Here is a 16,966-nt window from a genome sequence, read left to right as displayed (position 1 = left end):
GTATATAGTATGTTTATGTGGAAAAATAAAGTAAGTCATGGAGAATAAGGTATGAACCATTTTGTGCATAGATGGCATCTGTGTTTTCACGTGAAAGAATTAGGAGGAAAATGTTAATGGGAAGTTCACGGGGTGGCAAGAAGGAAAAAGTAAAGAGAAGGATATCAATCCGGGTAAAGTGGTTACTATTCATTTGTTTATCCGTTTTTCTTGCGATAGTCGTAGCCGTTTCGATTATGGGGGTAAAGGTAACGTCCATTTTTAAAGAAGATAGTATATCCCTCAACAAAAGTTCGGCACAAAATGCTGCGACACAAATCAATCTGAGCATGGCTACCTATGAAAATTCGCTAGAGCAATTATCTCAATTAATCTCCAATCAAGTTAGAAGCGGTGATTCGATCAAGGATATCCGCAAGACTGTAGAAGCATTCCAGACAAATAATGAGGATTTGATTTCGGTTTATTATATGGATGGGAAGGATGGTTCCCTGAACGCTTCACCCGTAATGGAGTTCAATCAGGATGCGCGGGAGACCAAAACTTATACGCAGCTGACGGAAAGGCCGGAAACGAAATGGATGGATGTGTATAAGGATACGACTTCAGGAACGATCATGACTTCCGTTGTCACACCGGTTTTAGTGGACGGAAAAATGGTCGGGGCCCTTGGTTATGATATTGACCTCTCGACCATCGGGAAAATGAGGTCCAATATCGAAAAAGATTCCACTAGCAGTCTGATCATCTTGGACTCGCAAGGGTTTATCGTAAGCTCCTTCATGAAGGACATGGACGGTAAGAATATGAATCCTGAAAAAAGCGGGATGGAAGAGGGCGTTGAGGATTTCGTTTCGGACACCGACCGCTTCGATTCGGAATTCAAGTGGGTGGCGGACATGTATAATGGAGAAACGACAGCCAATCAACCTTTGACCCTGGGAGATGAGGAGTTTACTGGTGAAGTGAGTGAAGTACCAGGAGTAAACTGGAAAGTATTGGGGTTTACTCCGGATAAGATCCTCCAATCCAAGTTGGATGATATGAAAAACATCGTCTTGATATCGATAGTATTAGGATTGTTATTCGGGACTTTATGTGCCCTTTATTTAGCAGGAAAGTTAACGAAGATCATGGCCGACTTCAAGAAGGTAATCGAAAAGACGGCGAATGGTGATTTAGTAACCGAATTTGCCTTTACCTCGAATGATGAGATCGGGGATTTGAGCAAAAGCTATAACTCGATGCTCGCGAAATTAAGGGGATTGGTTGCCAAGGTGAACGGCAATGCCGAATCGGTGACGAATGCCAATGCAGGACTAAGCCAAATAGCTGCAGAGAATAGCTCGGCGATTACGGATGTTTCACGCGCGATAGACGAGATTGCATCGGGTGCATCCAATCAATCTGAGCAAGTCGAGCATGGAGCGGGCACCATCCAGGTATTAAGTGATGAAATCGATGGATTGTCCAAACAATCCAGGGAGACCCAATCCGTATTGGAGCTCGCATCAGAAAAAATCGAATCAGGGAAACAACAGGTTGGCAGCCTGGAAACTTCTTATCAAAAATTGGAGCTGGCGTTTACGGCAGTCACCGACATGAGCTTAAGGCTTGTGGAGAAATCGAAAACCATTTCCGATGTTACGAATGCCATTTCGAAAATATCGGAGCAAACCAATTTGTTATCCTTGAATGCATCGATAGAGGCGGCACGCGCCGGTGAATCTGGCAAAGGATTTGCGGTCGTGGCCAATGAAGTGCGAAGCTTGGCGGATGATTCGAAAGAGGCTACCAAAAACATTCAGGATATCATCCAGAGCATTCTTTCTGACACGGAGGAACTTTTGAAAACGACCAATGAAACGAACCAAATCAGCAAGGATCAAAAGAATGCCGTGATTACAGTAAGTGAGGCCATGAAAGAGCTGGAGGACTCGGTCGGGAGGATTTCCAATTCCATTCAAGAAGAAACAAGATCGATCGAAAGCATCAATCAGCAAAAAGAAACGGTCGTTCAAGTGATTGAAGAAATCACCGCTGTTTCCCAGCAAACAACGGCTTCATCAGAAGAAATTGCCTCATCTATGGAGGAACAAGCTGCTTCATCCATTGAACTTGCCCAATATACGGAGCAGCTCACACAATTAATAAATGATTTGGAAACCACGCTTGGGGAGTTCCAGATAAACAAGTAGAGTCACGGATAAGGCAAAAGGGGAGACCGCTCAATCGGGTTTCCCCCTTTTGGCATGCGCATACGGTGGACTCTCTTGTGATGATCGCAGGGGTCATCTCTCTTTGGCGGACATTTCCACTGGAAGTACAAAGGTACAATTTTACGAGTCTGGTCAAGCAACCGGTGCCTTTTCAGGTAAGGGGAATATACATATAGGAATCGGACAAGTAGGGTCCAAAGGCTCAAGGCCCAAAGGGGAGAACAGCATGCATTTCGAAATTGGAATGGCTATTTTTGTGTTTGTCATGACAATGATCGTTATATTATGGAGGCCGGGAGGAATAAATGAAGCTTGGCCAGCTTCGATTGGTGCAGCGATCATTTTGCTATCCGGCACAGTGTCCCATGGAGATATTTTGGATATCATCAGCAAAATTGGGGGGGCATCGATCACGATCATGGCAACGATCGTGATGGCGGTCATCCTTGAGAGTTTCGGTTTTTTTCACTGGGCGGCGGCAAGGCTCGCCATCCTTGCCAGAGGATCTGGATATCGTCTATATTGGTACATTCAATTATTGTGCTTTTTAATGACTTTGTTATTCAATAATGATGGCAGCATCCTGATCACGACGCCCATCTTGATCTTGCTTCTGAAAAATCTCAGGCTGAAGCCGCACGAAGCGGTTCCCTATCTATTGAGTGGAGCATTGGTTGCAACCGCTTCCAGTGCCCCGATAGGTGTAAGTAACATTGTGAATTTAATCGCTTTGCAAATTGTGCATATGACGCTTTATATGCATACAGCCATGATGTTTGTACCTGCAACCCTGGGGCTGCTTTTCATGTCATGCTTGATGTTCTTGGTGGTCAAGAAAAAATTGCCCAAGAAATTACCTGAGCTTTCATATGACATTGAAGAAAGTTTCTTTACGAAAAATTTCCATCCCTTAAAGGGGGGCATGACGGTGGAAACAAAACGGCAGCGTACGATATTCATGCTAAAAGTATTGCTCTATGTGTTTGTTGTGCGCTGTTTACTCTTCGTCGCCTCTTATTTTTCCATTCCCATTGAATGGGTTGCCGTGCTCGGCTCGTTATCTTTGCTGATCTGGAGATGGTATCATCTACGCACACATCCAGCCGATATCTTGAAGAAAACCCCATGGCACATCCTGATATTCGCGTTCTCCATGTATGTCATCATATACGGACTCCATAATGTAGGGCTTACGGCCATACTCATAAAAATTTGTGAACCGATCGTGAACCAAGGCTTATTGAGTGCCAGTTTTGTCATGGGCGGGTTAGTATCGCTGCTATCAAACATATTCAACAATCACCCGGCATTAATGATAGGCACCATTACCTTAACGGAGATGGGACTTGATCCAATTACCTTAAAAACCATCTATCTGGCCAATATAATCGGCAGTGACATAGGCTCGTTGTTGTTGCCCATCGGTACTCTTGCCTCTCTTATCTGGATGTATATCCTGAAGCAAAATAAAGTGAAAATAACGTGGAAAGATTATTTAAGCGTATCCCTGGTAGTCATACCGCTGACTACAGCGGTGACACTGCTATTGTTATATTTTTGGGTCCAAATGATATTCAGCTAAATAACCTTCTAGGAGGAGATAGTAATGAGTGATGCGGGTGCATTACTGGGTAAGCAAATCGATGTCCAACTCTCGGGAAAAAAAACGTACAAAGGAATATTAACGGATCTGGGCATGGATATTCTCGTGCTGTACAACGGAAAGCAGTTTCTGTATTTTCCGATGCTGCAAATCCATCAATTGAATCTCAGTAAAGAAATAGATAACGAGATTGAATATCCGCTGGAATCTCCGATGATGGAGGACATGGGATCGATTTCCTATCGAAAAACGTTAATGAATGCCAAAGGTGTGTTTTCAGAAATCCACGTTGCAGGCCACATTCCGCTGCACGGTTATATCACCAATGTTTTCAATGATTACTTTGCGTTCTACTCGCCAGTATACAAAACGATGTATATTTCACTGCATCACCTGAAATACCTTTCCCCCAATAATCAAAGTGCCATCCCCTACTCGCTCAGTAAAGAATGCTTTCCCGTCAATCCATCAGCCGTGCCAATGGTGCGCTCCTTGGAAGAGCAATTAAAGAAAAATGCAGGAAAACTTTTGGTCCTTGATGGAGGGGAAGACCCCATGAAGATCGGGGTGCTGAAAACGGCTGCGAATAACTTTGTCGAGTTAACGACAGCAAGCGGCGATCAAGTGTTTTTGAAGCTTGCGCATATTAAAAGTGTGTACATGCCATAGATTCATGGAGTGAGGGGAAAGCTATCTAGCTTTCCCTTTTTAATTCTAGCGCGTCACTGAACATCCCATCCGTTTTCCTTATGTGATAGCCGAAAGGAGCGTTGGTTTATTAATTTAAATGATTGATAGGCTAAAAGATTCATTCGTTTTACCGATATTAGGTATATTAGTGAGTATTATAGGATGTCAATTCGATTTTAATAGGTAATTAGTTTTACTCCAGTGACATTTTTATTGGATATTCTGATCAAGAAGGAAGGGCTGAAATGTTTAAGGCAAAATTAAGCAGCAGAGCATGGATTGTGGTGTTCATCATCAGTTCAATTTTTTTCCCGGGATTTATGGCGGAGGCGGCAGATCGTGTTCATACGGTGGCTGCTAATGAAACGGTAGAATCGATTGCAAGGACCTATCATATATCCCCGGCGCAGTTAATGAATGCGAATGGATTGCCCGATAACAAGCTATACGCTGGCCAGAAGGTAAAGATCATTCAAACGGCATCCATTCCTGCCGCCTATCAGTGGTCGGAGAGGGGAAAAAGGATTGCCGACTATGCGAAAACATTTGTTGGGTTTAAAAAAATGGCCGGAGAAGAGACGCCTGCAAACGGCTTTGACTCCAGCGGGCTGATTCATTGGGTTCTTTCCAGGCAGAACATTTCCATCGACCGTTTGACAGTTGACGGTTTTTATAAGCAGGGAATGGATACAGCGGCTCCGAAAGCAGGAGATCTTATCTTCTTTCTTGAAAAAGCAAGTTCGAAGGTCGTGACTGCCGGAATCTACCTCGGCAAGAACCAATTTGTCCATTCCGGATATGGGGCAGAAACGGTCCAGGTGAGATCGAGTACGGAGAACTACTTTGGAAAATATAAGATGGCCTATAAAACGTATACCCCAAAAGGTGAGCACATCGTCCAAAGCGGGGAAACACTAAAAGGGATAGCGGAAAAATACGGCATTTCCATGAATGCGATCAAAAACCGAAATGCCCTTCCAGCTGCTGGGCTGATACAAGGGCAGTATCTTCAAATATACAGCAGTCCTTTGTTTCCTTTTTACGTTAATCAAGAGGCTGCTTATGATAAGGCTGAGGCTGTCATTAAGTACGCTTACACATTTCGCGGCTTTACCTATGCTTTTGGGGAAGATGATCCCACGCTCGGAATGGACTGCAGCGGATTCATCTACTGGGTGATGAAGGAGCAGGGCCTTTCGGTAAAGCGTGGTTCGGCGGAGGAATACTTCTCCTTGCTGCCGAAGATCGAAAACCCAAAAGCAGGCGATTTAGTGTTTTTTAGGGATACTGGCGCCAGGCGGGGTGTAACTCACGTTGGCATCTACCTGGGGGGAGGAAGATTCCTTCATACAACCGAGAAACCTGGCGTTCATATTTCCAGCCTATCGTCAGGTTATTTTGCCGAAAAGTTCGAAAGCTTCGGTCAAGCTGAATACCTAATGAACTAAACCGTTCCTTGTCACATGATAAACCGTTTATAAGTGAGGGCCCCTGTTTCAAGTGCGTGAACGAAGCGGTGAAAGGATTCCGAGTGATTGGTCCTGTTCTTGCTGCTAAAGTCATGGCCTTCGAACAAGCTTTTCCGAAGCTTTGTGGAAAGCTCCAACTGTACGCCGGCACCCATTTTGCAGCTGTTCGTGATGTTGCTTGCATTCGTGCCCGAAAGGCGCCTAGGGGCGTCATATGTTTGAAATCCAGCTCGATTCAGCGAATGCTTGATCACGTTCTTGAAGGTTTCATTCCGCCCTCCGATGTAAACGAACGAAGCCTGTTCGTTGCGGTGTCCATGAATGGTAAGGGTGGTTTCTGCATCCGCCGCCATGGACACCCCGACCGGTTCATTGAACAAACTGGACTTTATATGAAGGATCTGGTTTCCCCGGGATTTCAGTCCTTCGAAAGAATAGGTGCTCGCACCCATTCTTTCGCCAAGGGCGACAGCCAGTTCACTGGTTCCAGGTTCAATATTCCCGCCATGGATGGCAAGGACGGCAATAACCGGATTCCTGTGATAAGCGATGATGCGATAATCGAGGAATTCTTGTTCATTATTTGTAAGCTCGGCGAAATTTCTGTAGCTAGTAGAAGTCATGGCGATCCTCCGGTTTTCGTAGTTTAATGGCGAAAATAAAAAAGCGGGGTATCAGCCCCGGCTTTTTCATTTTTCAACTGTCGTATATCGTTCGATTTTCTTTTGTTCGTCAGGTGTTAAAGTTTCGGTCCGTTTGAATGTATTCATCGTCACAAGCAGGGCTGCAATGAGAATAACAGGTATGACCCAGCTCGTTATTTTTTTTGCGATATTCATTATCTCGCCCCCTTATATTGTATTCAAACTGCATTTTTATTGATGTGCTTTCCAACTTCCGTTTCTTCGCTTATCCCCAGCTCCGGATAACCGTCCGTTGTGCTCGTTTCTTGCGAGAACTTGAACTCCGCCATAAAACATGGGGTTTGTATCGTGAATGACTTCATATCCTGAATCTTCCAGATCAGATATCGTTTCTTTCGACAGTCTTGTCTCTGTGTGAATGTTCTTTCCATCAAAGACGAAACGTTTACGGTCGATGATATCCTGGAAAGAGCCTTCTTTCTCGGAATATGAGTAAAGAACCTGCATCAATACTTGGGGAATCCTATCGCCGCCGGGTAAACCGATCCCAATCGATTCCTGCCCGGTTTTTTTGAGAATGGTAGGTGATGTGAACGTTCTGGATCGTTTATAAGCCTCTTGATCATTCAAGTCTGAACCGAAGTTTTTCAGTTGATCATTAAGGAAGAATCCATTCGTATAGTCACCCGATCCAAAAAAGTTACTAAGCGTATTTGTTGCAGAAACGATCGTGCCATACTTATCCATGATCACAAAATGTGTGGTGCTTTCATGTTCTTCCGATTCATGCGATTGTTTATATTCCCAGCCACCATTTTTGATTTTTTGGTTAAGATTGGTTATGTGGATGGGGGAGAGCAGCTGTTCCGCTTTAGCTGGGCTGGTTCCGTCCCCGATATGGTCGATCCGATCTTCGTAAGCGGTATGGGTGATGGCCCCCAGTACTTTCATATAAGCTGATTTGCTTTTTGCATCACCAAGGTTCGCTTCCTCGGCAAGTTTTAACATCTCAAGAACTGTTACGCCTGAAAAGGGGGGAGGGGCCGTCCAAACGTCGTACCCTGCAAATGTTCCCTGAACCGGTTCCCGTTCTTTCACTTCATAGCGCTTTAAATCCATCAAGTCGACGTCTGTTTCTTTTTTTATATCCCGGGCGATTTCCCCTTTATAGAAACCATCAGGGCCTTCTTGTTGAATTTCCTTCAATGTATCGGCAAGCTTTTCCTGTCTTAGCGTCTCGCCTGGTTCAAGAGCCTCGCCATCCGGGTAGAACAGTGAAGTTTCATCGGATGAAAGCCTTGGTTCGGCTTCAGCCAAGCGTGCGGATAACATGTCGTTCACTTTAAACCCGTCTTGTGCCAAATCGACTGCCGGCTGGATGAGATCTTCCATCGGTACGCTTCCATATTTATCGTGGATAACCTGCATGCCGGCCACTAAGCCGGGTATCCCCGTTTGGTGTCTTGAACTTGGGTCTTCCGGAGAGGATTCCCGATAATCGATGAAATTCGGTTTGCCGGATTTAGGGGCAATCAGCATGCCGCCGCCACCGCCTATACCAGATCCATAAGGCTCGGTTACCCCCAATGCATAGGAAACCGCAATGGCGGCATCGGCCGCCGTGCCTCCGTTATTCAATATCTTCATTCCCACCTCTATTGCGATCGGGTTGGAAGAACTGACTCCATAGGATTTATCATCAATTGGGTCATTCGTGTCAGAATTAGGGGGTGACTTCGAGCATCCTGCAATATATATGAGCATGCAAAGGGAAAGGAGCACTTTTCTCGTCATATGGTTAATCATCGTTGGATCCCCCTTTTTCGGTGAGTATCTAAGTTGTGTGTCTCTCTTGTTCACGTAGTAGTCAATCGTTCCCTATTGAATGGGCTGTATGTCCTTTTGTTTCGCTTGGGCAGCTTTTTTTGCATCCGCTGCTTTTTCCGCTTGTTCACGCTCTGTTTTATGGTCGATTACCTTTTTGTGGTTGATGTTGATTTCGATATGATCCGCTTTTTTCGACCATTGCACGTTCTTACCCGTTTCCTTCGTCAGCTGTCGGTAAACCCGGGATCGGTCCGCTTTCGAGGTTGCTGGCCTTGGTGTGGCCTCTTCTATTTGCAGGGGAACGACATCGATTGATGCTTTTCCGTCCTCCGCCAAATGGTATTGGACCATGGCGGAATCCTTTGTCCGTGTCCAGCCTTGATCGAATATGAAGTTACCTAAACTATAGAAAATGATACCGTCCTTATAAACGTCAAACGACTGAAGGACATGGGGATGATGCCCGATAATGATGTCAGCCCCCGCGTCGATGACCGCTTTGGCCAAGTCTTTTTGGCGCAAGGTTGCGGATGTGGAATATTCCTGACCCCAATGCATATTCACGACAACCAAGTCTGCATTGCCTTGCTTGGCATCCTTTGCTTTTCCGATCATTTCAAACAATAAATCAGGATTTGAATTCAAAATCCCGGCTTGAGTATCCGTCGGTACGGCATCCTTGCCATACACATCGGTGAAGCCAAGAGTTGCCACCCGCACGCCGTTAACATCAGCATAGTCGATGCTAGCTTTAGCCTCGGCGGTGTTTTTTCCAACACCAACAAAGTCCATATCGGTCCGTTTGAATTGATCAATCGTATCCAGCAGCCCTTGCTCCTCAAAGTCCATCATATGGTTATTGGCGAGGGTCATGACAGAAAAGCCTGCATCCTTGACCGCTTTGACGCCGCTTTTATTGGAGTTTAACCTGATGGCTGTATCGGCTTCCTTGTAGCTGGATGCCTCTTCTTTTAAAGCTGGGTGTTCATAATTTCCACTGACATAGTCCGAATCGGCAAAATAGGGTTTCATGTAACGGAACAGGTAATCATACCCGTGTTTTTCCGTCACTTCCTCCACATAACGACCCATCATCACATCACCGACCATTGTCATCGTCGATGGATGATCGGATTCGGGAGCGACCGTTTTCACTTCCTCTGCCCGTCCCATCCACGTGGTGATGACTAAGGCGATCAATAAGATCGGCAGGATGATACCAGCGTATTTAAGGTTATTTTTCTTCGTCCGTTTAATAAAAATAAGTGTTTTTTCTTTAGCGTTTAAAGTCCGTTTCATCTTATGCACCTCAGAATAGGTAATACACGTTCATTAAACCGAAAGTTAAGCCGGATAATAAAAGCGTGCTGCCAAGTGTTAATGGCATTCCTTGTCTTTGAATGGTATTCGCGATCAAGCCAGGTACGATTATCCCGATTCCCCGAAACTCGAATATTTCAAATGGCATGACGGGATAGACGAAGTCCAATAGTAGCTTCAGGCAAATTCCTGTCACCATCATCGCTGCGAATTTTCTTCTTCCATATAAAATCACCCATCTTGAAAGGCCGTGGGTGACGATTAAATACGTGACGACACTGATGATCATGATGACCAGCATGATTTCCCATTGATCAAATACGAGTGCCAAATAACCTGGCACGATAAGTCCTGCGGGCACGACACCCGTTTTTTCTGAAAAAATAAGGCTAAGCGTTACTCCCAATACTAGGGCTACATATAAATCCGATCCAAACATTAAGGTTCCTCCTACTTAACTCGCTTTTTGCTTTGTTTTAGATTTCATGAATGCTTCAATTAATGGTTCCGCTGCACCATGTATGTTACCGACACCGTATACGACGCGGTTTTTCATGGCTGGGCTGAGACGGGCGACGATTTCTTCCGTCGTCCAGTTTTCCAGATCCCAATACTCATTGGTATCCAATTTCCCTTGTTCGAATGCCCGGGTGATCGGTGATGTCGTTTCACCAATGGCAATGACGATGGTGGATTTTATGTAAGGCAATACATCTCTTGCAAACTGCTCGGTACGGTCCACACGGTCAGGCCGGCAGTTCATGATGACGATAGGAGGTTCTGTGCTGTATCCAAACGTATTGACACGTTCCCAGATATTCAAAGTCGATGATGCGTCATTTGCAGCAAAACCATTTACAAAGTATGTAGGCTGTCCTGGATTCCCGAATTTGGTGATCCGCATGGCGCCTGGATCGGGATGTGCATTCAACATGCCGCGAAAGGCTGTTTTTTCATCGATGCCCAAAGCTTCCGCAACGGCCAAAGCGAGTGAAGCGTTATCCGGAAAGACCATATAGTCGAATTCTCGCAGGAACTCTTCCGAGATTCTGGAATTATCAGCGACAATCACCTTTGTGTTGCGTTCCTTGGCAATATTTTTGAAAAAGTCCAGATACTCACTTTCGATGGTGATTAAGTGACCATTATAGGGGATGGTAGCAGTGAATGCTTCGGCAACCTCGTCCAAAGTCGGACCCATGACATCCATATGGTCTTCCAGTACATTCACGATGACCCCGATATTGGCTTGAATCATTTTATTTTGGAAGATTAGTTGATAATCAGGCTGAACGGCCATACATTCACAAACTAGTGCTTCCGTGCCTAAATCAGCCACCTCCTTGACGACACGCCGTTGTTCGCCAATGTTCGGTCCCTCCGGGCGCCGTATGATCGGTTTTTCTTTGTCCGTAAACCAATAAATCATCCTTGCTGAGGTTCCGGTCGTTTTTCCTACTGTTTTATACTTGGCTTCTTGAATTACACCTGTTATCAGACGCGTTACAGTCGATTTTCCGCGAATCCCATTCACATTCACTCTTACCGGAATGGAGTCGAGACGTTTCTGATGGCGCTTTTGTTCAACTAGGCCATAGCCAAGCAAAAAGATCGCACATATAAGTATTGGTGCCATTTTTTACCCTCTCTTTTTTCACATATTTGATTTACTGAATACACACTACATGATTTTAAACTTAATAGGCAAGGGTCAATTATTCTATCGTAATATAGTTATTCTCATTTTTTGCAAATAAATGTATATAGAAGTGTAATAATATCTAATGGAAGGAATTGTTTTATGAGTCTAAAGATAGGGGAGGGAACTGGGGAATGCCTCGATTTTTTTACACTAAAATATGGTAGTTGTAATAGGAACACTATATTAAGAGAACAAATGTCAATAAATGAGTATTTGAACCCGATTCTTAATGACTATATTTATATAATAAATAGTCTTTAGGAGTGACCTTTATTACACGTAGATAATTGTTTTTACCCATGTATTTGCTGCTTGTGTAACATTAATTATTCATTTGTCATTCAATGTAAGATATTGCGTCTATCGACTCAATTATTTAGACTGTTTTGAATATGTTTAAAGATGAGTAAAAGAACACAGCTCTTTTTTTACGGTTTTTTGGGTTTTTACACAATAAAAACCGATTTGCCTATTTTGTGAACCATTACCTGAAACATGAAAAATGCTAAAGTTAATCCATTTTATAAAAAAATACCTAGTTTCTTCTATTAATATAGTGTTAATAGAAGAATCGAAAAATCAAAAAAGCCCAGAACTGAATCCTGAGCTTTTCGTTAATATATTTTCTCTAAATGGATTGTGTTTTGCGGATGTGATTAGGATCTTACGGATGAGTGTAAAAGAAATAGGGTTAACTGGATTTCTTTCTATCAGAAAACGAATGAGGAGCGCCTTTTTTACCACCATCAATAACATATAGTTTAGGAGCTAATCTCTTTTTTGCTCCGTTTTCAGGATGGAGCTTCATATAATTTTCGTATTCTTTGCGAAAGAATTCGTCGGTTTCCCGTTCGAGTGCTTTCCTTTCGTTAAACTCTGCTACGAATCTAAATAGATGCTTCATATGAATTCCTCCTTGTGGGGTTAAAAGGTCTTAGTTTAATAGTAACATAAAGCGGGTGAATATTAACCTTTTTTTACAATTTTGGAGAAAATAATGGATATTTATGATAGTAAAGACTTAAAAAGATAATGTATAAGAGAACCTTACATTAATCCTGGTGGTTAGATATGCCTGGGTTTCGAAAAAAGGAAACGAAGGCATGGTTTCATTTCTTTAATAGTAAAAAAATTCCTTTGGATAAATCTATTATACACTAAATATTCTGATAATGGAGCAAAATATTGATTCTTGCTTTCTATTGATAGAGAGTGTCACTAATGTTTTTTTTATGTCCATAGTGATTCATTCCCCGAATCGACGAAAATAAAACAACCCCGCCATAGGGAAAACGCCGATTCCCGCCTGCAAGTGACGGGAATCGGCAATATCATATCCTGAAATTCTGGACTTGTTCAATCAGTTGCGCCGCTGAAGATTCGAGCTTACTGGCATGGCTGGTGATTTCATCCATAGCCGAGCTGGATTGTTGAGCGGAGGCGGAAACTTGCTCGATCCCTGCTGCGGACTGTTCTGAAACGGCTGCGATGTCTTCGATGGCCAGATTGATGTTTTTACTATTAGTAGAGATATAGTTCAATTCATCTGTAATATGTTGGATTTTCGTACTCATGTCATCGACAGAATGATTGATCGTCTCAAAGGTTTGACCGGTACGGGTAATTTGTTTAGTCCCCTCATCGACCTGTGAATAACCATCTTCGAGGGAGCGGACGACGTTTTTTGAACCAGACTGTATAGTGCCTACGATTTCGGTAATATCCCCTACGGAATGGGTTACCTCTTCTGCAAGTTTTCGCACTTCATCCGCGACGACGGCAAAGCCTTTGCCATGTTCGCCAGCTCGTGCAGCTTCTATGGCAGCATTCAGGGCCAAGAGGTTGGTTTGATTGGATATATCCTTGATGACCTGAACGAGCTGCGAGATTTCCTGTGAACGAGAATCGAGCCCTTTCACCTGCTCGACGGCATCCTTGACGATGCTATCGACCGTTTTCATTTGCTGGACTGAACTGCGCATCAAAATGGTTCCTTCCTTTGTCAAGGTAAGGATTTCGCTTGAACTCATGAATACCGCTGCCCCGTCAAGATGGGCCTGTTCGATCTTACCGGTGAAATCCTCCATCATGCGGACCATTTCCGTTGCCCGGTTGGCTTGTGACTCCGAACCTTCCGAAAGTTCATACATCGTGGTGGCGATCTGCTTGCTGCCCTGCTGCCCTTCAAATGCTGATTGTGTCAGGCTTTGGCTTTGGTTGGAAACGGATTCGGATACAGCCAGTGTTTTTTCGATCGTATCACGGAGGTTTTTCTGCATTTGATTGGCAGATGCCGTTAATTCGCCGATTTCATCATTTGACTTATGTTCCAGCGGATCATGATCCAGCTCTCCGGCTGCCACCGATTTCATCCGATCCCTGATTTTAAGGAGGGGAGCGGTAATGAGCTGGGCAGTGACGATTGCGAGCAGAGTGCCAATGATGACGGCGGCAATGGAGATGATGATGCTAGTCACCTTGACCGATTTCCCGCTTGCCATGACGGTTTCGCCTGAAGCTTGAATCAATTCCTCCTGTTCCGAAGCGAGTCCCTTGAAGCCCTCCATTATATCGTTACTGATGGGTGACACTTCGTTTTTGAGGATTTCTTTAGCTCGTTCCGGATTTCCCTTTTCATATTGGGTGAATACCCGCTCGACAATCATCGTCCTCCAATCCACACTTTTTTCGATCAAATCCTTCGCTTCCTCCGAATCGCTCAAAGACAAAAGCTTCTCCTGGATGTTTTGGCTATCATCGGTATATTGTAAGAACTTTTCTTTATAACTTTCGTCGCCGTATAAAATGTAGGCTCTAGCGAATGCCGTTCTTTGGGAAAGATTATATAACAGTTTTTCGCTCTCGATCAGAATCGGCAGTTCCTCTTCAATAATATTTTGCGAATGTTTCAGTGACTTGTTGCTACTATAAATACTGAATGCTCCTAAGATGATACATAAAGATATGATGAGTGAAAATGCCGCCAGTATCTTTCCTTTAATGCTTTTCAAATGAATGGACCCCTTTATCAATAAGTTTGTTCACTTATTTATCGGAAAAATGATGAATATGTTAATGGGTTTGTCCAGGATACCAAGTTTCCCATTAGGTCTGGTCACCCTATACAAACAACTTGATTTCTTCTCGTTTTCAGGGTACGATTGGGTTGGAAAATAGTATATTCCGCGTTAAGGCGGAAGAGGTTCTAGCTACCCTCTCAAAAAAACTAAGGAGAAACAGTACTCTATTCTTAGGGTGCTGTTTTTTTCCGTAAAAAGGAGTTTTATAGAAATGAAGAAGAAAGAAAAGGCAGTGGTAGTGTTTAGCGGAGGTCAGGACAGTACGACCTGTTTGTTTTGGGCGATGGAGAGATTCGAGGAAGTCGAGGCAGTGACCTTCGATTATAATCAGCGGCACAGCTTGGAAATCGAATGCGCCCAACAAATAGCGAAGGAGCTGGGCATCAACCATCATATCCTGGACATGTCGCTGCTGAACCAGCTGGCGCCCAATGCGTTGACGAGAAGTGACATTGCAGTGGAAGACGGGGAAGACGGCGAATTGCCATCAACCTTCGTGCCGGGAAGGAATTTGCTGTTCCTTTCGTTTGCCGGGGTTCTGGCCAGCCAGATCGGGGCTAAACATATTGTCACAGGCGTCTGTGAAACGGATTTCAGCGGATATCCTGACTGTCGCGATGTTTTCATTAAATCGTTGAACGTAACCTTGAACTTGTCGATGGACCAGTCATTCGTAATCGATACGCCGCTTATGTGGCTGAATAAAGAAGAAACATGGGAGCTTGCCGATCAGCTTGGCGCGTTCGAATTTGTCCGCGAAAAGACACTGACTTGCTATAATGGCGTCATATCTGACGGCTGTGGGGAATGTCCGGCATGTAAGCTGCGCAAAAAAGGGCTGGATGACTATATAAGCAGACGGGAGGTCACTCATGATGTATGGTTTTAAAATCGTCGATAAGCTTCAAAAAATAGATGAAGATATACAGCGCAGCCAGCTGAACTATACAAAGAAGAGGGTCCTGGTCAGCAAGGAATTCACTTTTGACGCAGCACACCATCTGCACGACTATGAGGGGAAATGCAAGAATCTTCACGGTCACACCTACAAGGTCATCTTTGGATTGAGCGGATATACCGATTCTCGCGGTTTGATGATTGATTTCGGGGACATGAAGGAAATATGGAAAAATGAAATTGAAATCCACCTCGATCATCGTTATTTGAATGAAACGCTGCCGCCCATGAATACAACAGCCGAAAACATGGTTGTTTGGATCTACGAAAAAATGGCCGAAGCCCTTTCAATGAAAGATTACCAGGGTGCCAGGGTTGAATTTGTCCGTCTCTATGAAACACCGACAAGTTATGCCGAGGCGAGACGGGAGTGGATGGAAAGTGAGTAAACTTCCGGTTATGGAAATCTTCGGCCCGACCATCCAAGGTGAGGGAATGGTCATTGGCCAAAAGACGATGTTCGTTCGTACTGCTGGCTGCGATTATTCCTGTTCGTGGTGTGATTCGGCTTTTACCTGGGATGGATCAGGGAAGGAAGATACCGTCCAGATGACTGCAGAAGAAATTTGGGGCGAGCTGAAGCGAATTGGAGGCTCGGGTTTTTCCTTCGTGACCATATCCGGGGGGAATCCGGCCCTTCTGAAAAATCTGAATGGCTTGATCGCCTTGCTGCGCGAACACAAAATCAACATCGGTGTCGAAACGCAAGGAAGCCGTTGGCAGGACTGGTTTCTCGATATCGATGAACTGACGCTATCACCTAAGCCGCCGAGCTCGGGAATGAGCACGGACTTTACGGTGCTCGATCAAATATTGGAGAAGCTTGCCGGCCGAAATCCCAACAACCATGTCTCATTGAAGATTGTCGTCTTTAATGAAGAAGATTATCAATATGCCAAACATGTACATGAGCGGTATCCTGGCATTCCTTTTTATCTGCAGGTCGGCAATGACGACAGCAGGACGGCGGATGATCAGCATCTGATCAGCGGATTATTGAAGAAATATGAAGAGCTAATCGATAAAGTGATAGCCGATGATGAATTGAATGACGTGAAAGTTCTCCCGCAGCTGCATACCTATATATGGGGCAACAAGCGGGGCGTATAAAGAAGAGGAGGCATTGTGAAGCATATTCACACTGCCTTTTTTCTTAAACTGTTTGAATATATGAAGCTTTCAATGAAGTGGTCTATTTAAGTCCAAAACGATCCATTTGCGTTACGGTATAGGCAGGAAAGACGTCATAAACCTTTGACCCTGTATGTCCACCGAAACGCCAGGGGACAAGATCAGCTGAAATCGTATTGAGAAAGAAAAGATTATGAGCCAACATGACCTGCCATATTCTTTACCAATGGTCAGTAATTTCATGGCAAATTTTCACGGTGGTTAATAAAAAGGGTAGATCACTTAAAAAAACCGTAAAATAGCCATTTTTATGAAACGAAACCT

General features: G+C 44.2%; 15 protein-coding genes and 1 riboswitch. Of the genes, 7 read left to right on the top strand and 8 right to left on the bottom strand.

The genetic code is table 11. From position 1 onward, the window contains the following. The first annotated feature begins 116 nt into the window (after nucleotides 1-116). From MHI53_RS18390 to MHI53_RS18375, 4 genes are all read left to right on the top strand, one after another. Nucleotides 117-2,198, top strand: coding sequence for a methyl-accepting chemotaxis protein (locus MHI53_RS18390; RefSeq protein ID WP_061142964.1), 2,082 nt, complete (start codon nucleotides 117-119; stop codon nucleotides 2,196-2,198). A gap of 247 nt (nucleotides 2,199-2,445) precedes the next feature. After that, entirely contained in the window at nucleotides 2,446-3,801 is a 1,356-nt protein-coding gene (locus MHI53_RS18385) for an arsenic transporter (RefSeq protein ID WP_061143018.1), read from the top strand. A gap of 24 nt (nucleotides 3,802-3,825) precedes the next feature. Further along, on the top strand, nucleotides 3,826-4,491 hold the full coding sequence (locus tag MHI53_RS18380; protein WP_061142965.1) for a hypothetical protein: 666 nt from the start codon (nucleotides 3,826-3,828) through the stop codon (nucleotides 4,489-4,491). A gap of 266 nt (nucleotides 4,492-4,757) precedes the next feature. Beyond that, nucleotides 4,758-5,960, top strand: coding sequence for an NlpC/P60 family protein (locus MHI53_RS18375; protein WP_340371903.1), 1,203 nt, complete (start codon nucleotides 4,758-4,760; stop codon nucleotides 5,958-5,960). 11 nt (nucleotides 5,961-5,971) lie between these two features. Here MHI53_RS18375 and MHI53_RS18370 read toward each other — a convergent pair whose 3' ends face one another. The 8 genes from MHI53_RS18370 to MHI53_RS18335 form a co-directional block, all read right to left on the bottom strand. Further along, a complete protein-coding gene (locus MHI53_RS18370) occupies nucleotides 5,972-6,604 on the bottom strand; it encodes a poly-gamma-glutamate hydrolase family protein (protein ID WP_340371902.1) in 633 nt (210 codons plus the stop codon). A 66-nt stretch (nucleotides 6,605-6,670) separates the two neighbouring features. Continuing rightward, the gene (locus tag MHI53_RS18365) at nucleotides 6,671-6,820 is read right to left on the bottom strand and encodes a CapE family protein (RefSeq protein WP_155645508.1); all 150 of its coding nucleotides are present in this window, start codon (nucleotides 6,818-6,820) and stop codon (nucleotides 6,671-6,673) included. Nucleotides 6,821-6,856: 36 nt separating this feature from the next. Further along, nucleotides 6,857-8,431 (bottom strand): gamma-glutamyltransferase, encoded by a 1,575-nt coding sequence (locus MHI53_RS18360; protein WP_340371901.1) that lies wholly within the window; start codon nucleotides 8,429-8,431, stop codon nucleotides 6,857-6,859. A 72-nt stretch (nucleotides 8,432-8,503) separates the two neighbouring features. Further along, nucleotides 8,504-9,751 (bottom strand): CapA family protein, encoded by a 1,248-nt coding sequence (locus tag MHI53_RS18355; RefSeq protein WP_061142968.1) that lies wholly within the window; start codon nucleotides 9,749-9,751, stop codon nucleotides 8,504-8,506. Between the two features lie 10 nt (nucleotides 9,752-9,761). Continuing rightward, nucleotides 9,762-10,211 (bottom strand): poly-gamma-glutamate biosynthesis protein PgsC, encoded by a 450-nt coding sequence (gene pgsC / locus MHI53_RS18350; protein WP_061142969.1) that lies wholly within the window; start codon nucleotides 10,209-10,211, stop codon nucleotides 9,762-9,764. A 15-nt stretch (nucleotides 10,212-10,226) separates the two neighbouring features. Beyond that, complete coding sequence (pgsB, locus tag MHI53_RS18345) at nucleotides 10,227-11,408, bottom strand: poly-gamma-glutamate synthase PgsB (RefSeq protein WP_340371900.1); 1,182 nt, start codon at nucleotides 11,406-11,408, stop codon at nucleotides 10,227-10,229. Nucleotides 11,409-12,165: 757 nt separating this feature from the next. Next, nucleotides 12,166-12,378 carry a hypothetical protein gene (locus tag MHI53_RS18340; RefSeq protein ID WP_340371899.1) on the bottom strand — a complete coding sequence of 71 codons (213 nt, stop codon included), beginning with the start codon at nucleotides 12,376-12,378 and terminating at the stop codon, nucleotides 12,166-12,168. A gap of 427 nt (nucleotides 12,379-12,805) precedes the next feature. Then, the gene (locus tag MHI53_RS18335) at nucleotides 12,806-14,485 is read right to left on the bottom strand and encodes a methyl-accepting chemotaxis protein (RefSeq protein WP_340371898.1); all 1,680 of its coding nucleotides are present in this window, start codon (nucleotides 14,483-14,485) and stop codon (nucleotides 12,806-12,808) included. A gap of 182 nt (nucleotides 14,486-14,667) precedes the next feature. Beyond that, nucleotides 14,668-14,710: riboswitch (PreQ1 riboswitch) on the top strand. A 55-nt stretch (nucleotides 14,711-14,765) separates the two neighbouring features. Here MHI53_RS18335 and queC point away from each other — a divergent pair. The 3 genes from queC to queE are packed head-to-tail and all read left to right on the top strand — an operon-like array spanning nucleotide 14,766 to nucleotide 16,621. Beyond that, nucleotides 14,766-15,443, top strand: coding sequence for a 7-cyano-7-deazaguanine synthase QueC (gene queC, locus MHI53_RS18330; protein ID WP_340371897.1), 678 nt, complete (start codon nucleotides 14,766-14,768; stop codon nucleotides 15,441-15,443). Continuing rightward, a complete protein-coding gene (gene queD / locus MHI53_RS18325) occupies nucleotides 15,430-15,900 on the top strand; it encodes a 6-carboxytetrahydropterin synthase QueD (RefSeq protein WP_340371896.1) in 471 nt (156 codons plus the stop codon). Before queC ends, queD begins: the two co-directional genes overlap by 14 nt. Continuing rightward, nucleotides 15,893-16,621 (top strand): 7-carboxy-7-deazaguanine synthase QueE, encoded by a 729-nt coding sequence (queE, locus tag MHI53_RS18320; RefSeq protein ID WP_340371895.1) that lies wholly within the window; start codon nucleotides 15,893-15,895, stop codon nucleotides 16,619-16,621. The genes queD and queE overlap by 8 nt, the downstream gene beginning before the upstream one ends. The last annotated feature ends 345 nt before the right edge of the window (nucleotides 16,622-16,966 follow it).

This window comes from Peribacillus sp. FSL E2-0218, from assembly GCF_037992945.1.
Lineage (GTDB): Bacteria > Bacillota > Bacilli > Bacillales > DSM-1321 > Peribacillus > Peribacillus simplex_B.
The sequence above is the reverse complement of the archived record's forward strand: the minus strand, read 5'-3'. Positions and strand labels throughout refer to the sequence as shown.

Excerpts from the sequence above, each read along its gene's own strand:
- MHI53_RS18390 (WP_061142964.1), top strand. The coding sequence starts at position 117 with ATGGGAAGTTCACGGGGTGGCAAGAAGGAAAAAGTAAAGAGAAGGATA.
- MHI53_RS18385 (WP_061143018.1), top strand. The coding sequence starts at position 2,446 with ATGCATTTCGAAATTGGAATGGCTATTTTTGTGTTTGTCATGACAATG.
- MHI53_RS18380 (WP_061142965.1), top strand. The coding sequence starts at position 3,826 with ATGAGTGATGCGGGTGCATTACTGGGTAAGCAAATCGATGTCCAACTC.
- MHI53_RS18355 (WP_061142968.1), bottom strand. The coding sequence starts at position 9,751 with ATGAAACGGACTTTAAACGCTAAAGAAAAAACACTTATTTTTATTAAA.
- pgsB (WP_340371900.1), bottom strand. The coding sequence starts at position 11,408 with ATGGCACCAATACTTATATGTGCGATCTTTTTGCTTGGCTATGGCCTA.
- MHI53_RS18365 (WP_155645508.1), bottom strand. The coding sequence starts at position 6,820 with ATGAATATCGCAAAAAAAATAACGAGCTGGGTCATACCTGTTATTCTC.
- queD (WP_340371896.1), top strand. The coding sequence starts at position 15,430 with ATGTATGGTTTTAAAATCGTCGATAAGCTTCAAAAAATAGATGAAGAT.
- pgsC (WP_061142969.1), bottom strand. The coding sequence starts at position 10,211 with ATGTTTGGATCGGATTTATATGTAGCCCTAGTATTGGGAGTAACGCTT.
- queC (WP_340371897.1), top strand. The coding sequence starts at position 14,766 with ATGAAGAAGAAAGAAAAGGCAGTGGTAGTGTTTAGCGGAGGTCAGGAC.
- MHI53_RS18375 (WP_340371903.1), top strand. The coding sequence starts at position 4,758 with ATGTTTAAGGCAAAATTAAGCAGCAGAGCATGGATTGTGGTGTTCATC.
- MHI53_RS18340 (WP_340371899.1), bottom strand. The coding sequence starts at position 12,378 with ATGAAGCATCTATTTAGATTCGTAGCAGAGTTTAACGAAAGGAAAGCA.
- MHI53_RS18360 (WP_340371901.1), bottom strand. The coding sequence starts at position 8,431 with ATGATTAACCATATGACGAGAAAAGTGCTCCTTTCCCTTTGCATGCTC.
- MHI53_RS18370 (WP_340371902.1), bottom strand. The coding sequence starts at position 6,604 with ATGACTTCTACTAGCTACAGAAATTTCGCCGAGCTTACAAATAATGAA.